We start from the raw sequence: 4,372 nt of genomic DNA on the forward strand, positions 1-4,372 counted from the left end.
ACTAGGGCTCTCAGGAAGTCTCCTTGGGCCACCAGCACTTCGCCTAACTTGTTATGGCTGATCGATAGGCACCGCTGCCAGTCGGCGTTATCTGGATCACGGTCGGCCAATCTTTCGGCGATGGCTAGGCCTTTGTGGCACGCGGTTAGTGCTCCCCGCTTGTCTTGGGTTATTAACAGCACCTCGCAAATCTTGATGTGGCTGATCGACAGGTCACTCTGCCACTTGGCGTTGGCTGAATCGCGGAAGGCCAAGGCTTCACGGATAGCCAGACTCTTGCGGAGAGCAGCTAGGGCTCCCGGACCGTCACCCTTGGCTACCAGCACGTCGCCAATCCAGTCGTGGCTAACCGACAGGTCCCTCTGCCAGAGTTTGTTTGCGGTATCACGGGTAGCCAGGGCTTCACGGATGGCCAGACTCTTGCCGAAAACGGCCAGCGCCTCGGGCAAGTCTCCCTGAGCCATCAGCACCTCGCCGATTCTGTCGTATGTGACCGATATTTCCCGTTGCCACCCGGTGTTGGCCGGATCACGGGAAGCCAGGGCTTCACGAATGAGCAGGCATTTGCGGAAAGCGGCCAAGGCTTCCGGTGCGTTCCCTTGGGTGAGAAACACGTTACCGATTTTCTCGTGGCTAATCGATAGGCCTCGTTGCCACAGGACGTTTCCCGGTTCGCACTCGGAGCGCGCGGTCACGATCTTCATAGCGTCTGTGTAGTGGTCTTTGGCCTCGGCAAGGCTACCAATTTGTGTTGCTACGTCGCCCAGCCCATCCAGGGATGCCGCTTCGCCCCAAGTGTCTCCGGCATCTCTGGCTAATTGTATGGCCCGTGACAATGTTTCTCGCGCCGCACCGGTATCACCGGCGGTGAGGCAGGCCAGACCCAGGAGGCGCCAGCTCTCGGAGTGCCCAGGTTCCAGTTGGCAGGCGCGGCGGTAATAGCGGACAGCTTTATCGATGTCGTCCAGCAAGGCCAGATTGGCGATGTGGCGTGCGGCTTCGGCGGCTTCGTGGGCGGCGTCCTCGGCGGCGGCACTGTATTCGTCCAGCACTTTCTCGAATTCCGCCTCGGCCGCCTTTGTGTCACCGCGCGCCAGGTCGGCGAGGGCCCGAGCCAGATCGGCGCGTTGGCTCGCCGGATTTTCTGCCATCTGCCGCGTAAGGGCGGTGATTGTCTCGGTGAGTGCATGCAGTTGATCGGCCTGTAGATGCTTCTCCTGCTCCAGTTGGCGCATGCGCGCCTCTGCCTCACGCACACGGATGAGCAGGGTGTCTACATCCCCGGCAACGGGTTGTCCGGAACATTCGGTAACGGCGGCAAGCAAGCGGCGAATGTCGTCGTCCCAGCCCTGCTCGCTAAGGGGAAATGCATTCCATTCGAGTAGCGCGTGCAATTCGGCTGGTAGCTTGTTCTGTGGCGGGACTGCGGCGCCTTCAACCAGCGTCGGGATCAACGTCAGGTCTTGGTCTGCCAGCGCCGTCAATAGTTCATGGCGCACCATGTCGCCGTCCTGAGCCAGACGCGGTCCATTGTGGCTATCGCACCAGCGCGGACCGATTACCGGCAGGCAAACGATGGAATCAGCCAGGGCTTGGTCGATCCGTTGACGCCATTTGCCGGGGCCGATGCTGGCCACGTCGCGAAACACCTTTTCGCGGCCGAAGGCGATGCGCAACCAATCGTAGAGTCGCCCGCTGGCGCCGCGCGCGTCGTCACGGCGATAGCTGATAAACAGGCCATGACGCGGCGTTGCGGGGGCGTTCCGCGGCGAATTATCTTCTCCGGTCATTTTTTCCTGCTTCTTGCCTTGCGGGGATTTCTGGACGACGTCGTCCTGGTGTTGACAGTCGCGCTTTCTTTGGGCGATGCCGGAGTGGCGGTGTCGACAACGGTCGCTCCAGGGGCAAAGTGATCGGCTAATGCGATCAGGTTTTCGGCATATTTGGCGGATTCTTTGCGCGCCGAAAGACGAATGAATCCCGCCAGGAGTCTCCATTGTTTGACGACGGAATCCCATTCGCGGGCACTTCCGGGCAATGCCCGAACGGCCTGTTCGTAACGTCTCTGAAGAATCAGGTCGGGCGGATTCTTGGTGGCCGATGCTGTTTCGGCGTCAGGATCTTCGAGCGCGCTGCCCAGCAGCCAGGCGGTCATTTCGGCATCGACACTCATCACGGCATCCCAGAAATTCTTGCTGCTGGCGAATGATTTGCGCGATGTTTCGCCGCACTGCCGGGCCAGGCTGGCGGCTTCCTTCCGAGGCTGGGCGAGTGAATCTGCCAGCCAGGCCAAGGGCAGGGCGTTGAGCGTGTTGTAGGGCTTGAGGGCCGGGTCGCCCTGAACGCCGGACGCATAGGCTTTTGCCGCACTGTCCAGACAGGCCGAAACGTCGCCCCAGCCTTTGTTCATCTTCAGCAGAGCGGCAGCTTTCAGTTTGTAGGCGCTACCGAGCATGGCCGCCCGTTCGGCGTTGCTGCCCGGAGCGCCCTCGCCGCGCACGGATTCGACCAGGGCATTGAGCCGGCGGATGGCGCTTTCGATCAGTGCTGTTGCCGCGTCGAATTCGCCTCTGTCGGCCAGCTTCCCGCCGTGACGCGCTTCCATGTTGGCAAGCTGTTCGATCGCCTTGACGGCAACCCGGCCGGTCTTGTCTTCGAGCTGAACGGCGCGCTGGTAGGCTTCCCGCGCGGCGTCAAAGCCCTCGTCGCCCTGTTCCGCGTACAGAGCCGCAATGGCCTGCAGTACCTCGGGGCGATCCGCCCATTCCGGGGGGCAGCGGGCGAGTTGCCGCTGGACCCACAGCATCTGCTGGGCAATCGTCGGTGGCTTGGCATCGCTCTTGCGGCGCTTGTTCTTGACCTGGTGTCCATTGATGGTCGCCAGCAGTTCATCGACGGCGACAAAGGGATGGGTTTTTCGGGTGCGATGGTACGCAGCGTTCGCCTGCAGCCGATAGCCGGGGTCGCCGTAGGCCTGATAGGCGCCCCAGGTATTGCTGCCCGGATGTTGATTGAATGCGGCCTTGCGTGCCGCGAAGATGGCTTCGCCAAAGGTTTCACCGCCGGTGAGCTCGTCGAAGAAAGTGCTGGCGAAGGTGCAGGCCGCATCGTCGTTGACCGCCCAGCCGGCGGCCACGACGCAGCGCACGCCCATCTCGATGAGCTTGCGTGAAAGACTGTAGGCCAGCTTGTTCGGCTGGCTGTGAGGATTGTTGACGCTGCCGAGGTGACAGCAACTGAGGAAAACGATCTCGGGAACGACTTCCATCTGAGCAACTTCCACCGCCGTGAGCAGCAGGCCGTCGGACAGTACGACCCCGGTATAACTGCGCCCATCCAGCCCCCGTGCCTCGAAAATGCCGTGGGCGCCGATCATCAGAATGCGATAGGGCCGGTCATAGAGCGTAGCGAAGATATCCAGGGCATCCTTGTCCGCCGGGCTGACCACGATATTGCTGTCGCTCCAGCCAGCGCAACGGAGACTTTCGCTGATCGCCCGGCCTTCGCGCGTCGCCGCCGGCAGCTCGGCGAGCTGCGCATGGCTGCCGCCAAAGCGCTTGTCGAAGCCGTAGGTGCTGGGTGCGACGATGATGCACGCGGTGTTGGCGTTAGCCGTGCGTACCGTAGGCCGGTAGTGCAGGGTGGTCAGCTGTCGGACCATCGGCATTCGCAACACCAGAGGTTCGCCTTCGGACTGCAGCAGTTCCCAGGGCAGATTGGCCGTGTAGCCGTCCAGCACCATCAACAGGCGGGATTGTTCCCGCGCCACCGCCTTGTAATCGAGCGGCACCATGAGCTGGAACAGCGTTTGACCCAGTTTGGGGTCATAGGCCGGATTGCGCCGCTGGTCGCGGATGATGGCTTCGATCAATCCGGGCTGGCGCTGTTGCACGAGCGCTTCTGCCCGGGCGCGCTGGGAGAGGAATACGTACTTCAGTCGTTCTGGGTAGTAGCGCGATTCACCCGGAGAAGCGTCGGCGGGTTTGGAGGGCTCACCGGATTGTGGAGCCGGCGAATTGTTGGAGTCGTCCGAATCGTCGGAGTCATAAGCTTCCGAGGCGTCGGCATCGGTGACGATCAGCCGCGACCAATGGCCGAGGTCGCCGTCGACGCTCAGACGATCCATCACGCCTTCGCCGATGACCAGGGTCGGCGACGGCGCGATGCGCGCACCCAGGCGCTTGAGTTCGTCTGCCAGATCGTCGGGCAGATCGAGCACGGCATGCGCCGATGAGATGGCCGCATTGCGGAACATCTCGATGAAACACAGCTCGGAGACCGTTGCACCCTGTTCGCGCGATTGGCCCAGCGCATCGCTGAACTGATGGTTGGCCTCCAGCACGCCGCGGGTAATGGCCGCGACCGATTCGGC

At 62.2% G+C, this 4,372-nt stretch carries 2 protein-coding genes; both read right to left on the minus strand.

Annotation, left to right across the window (positions count from 1 at the left end; translation table 11 throughout):
* The coding region (locus tag PROAA_RS10565) for a toll/interleukin-1 receptor domain-containing protein (RefSeq protein ID WP_186411306.1) at window positions 1-1,790 on the minus strand (1,790 nt) is incomplete at its 3' end.
* Window positions 1,787-4,372, minus strand: a 2,586-nt coding sequence (locus PROAA_RS10570; RefSeq protein ID WP_186411307.1) for a CHAT domain-containing protein, incomplete at its 5' end; no start/stop codon positions are given. The genes PROAA_RS10565 and PROAA_RS10570, both read right to left, overlap by 4 nt.

The organism is Candidatus Propionivibrio aalborgensis (assembly GCF_900089945.1).
Lineage (GTDB): Bacteria > Pseudomonadota > Gammaproteobacteria > Burkholderiales > Rhodocyclaceae > Propionivibrio > Propionivibrio aalborgensis.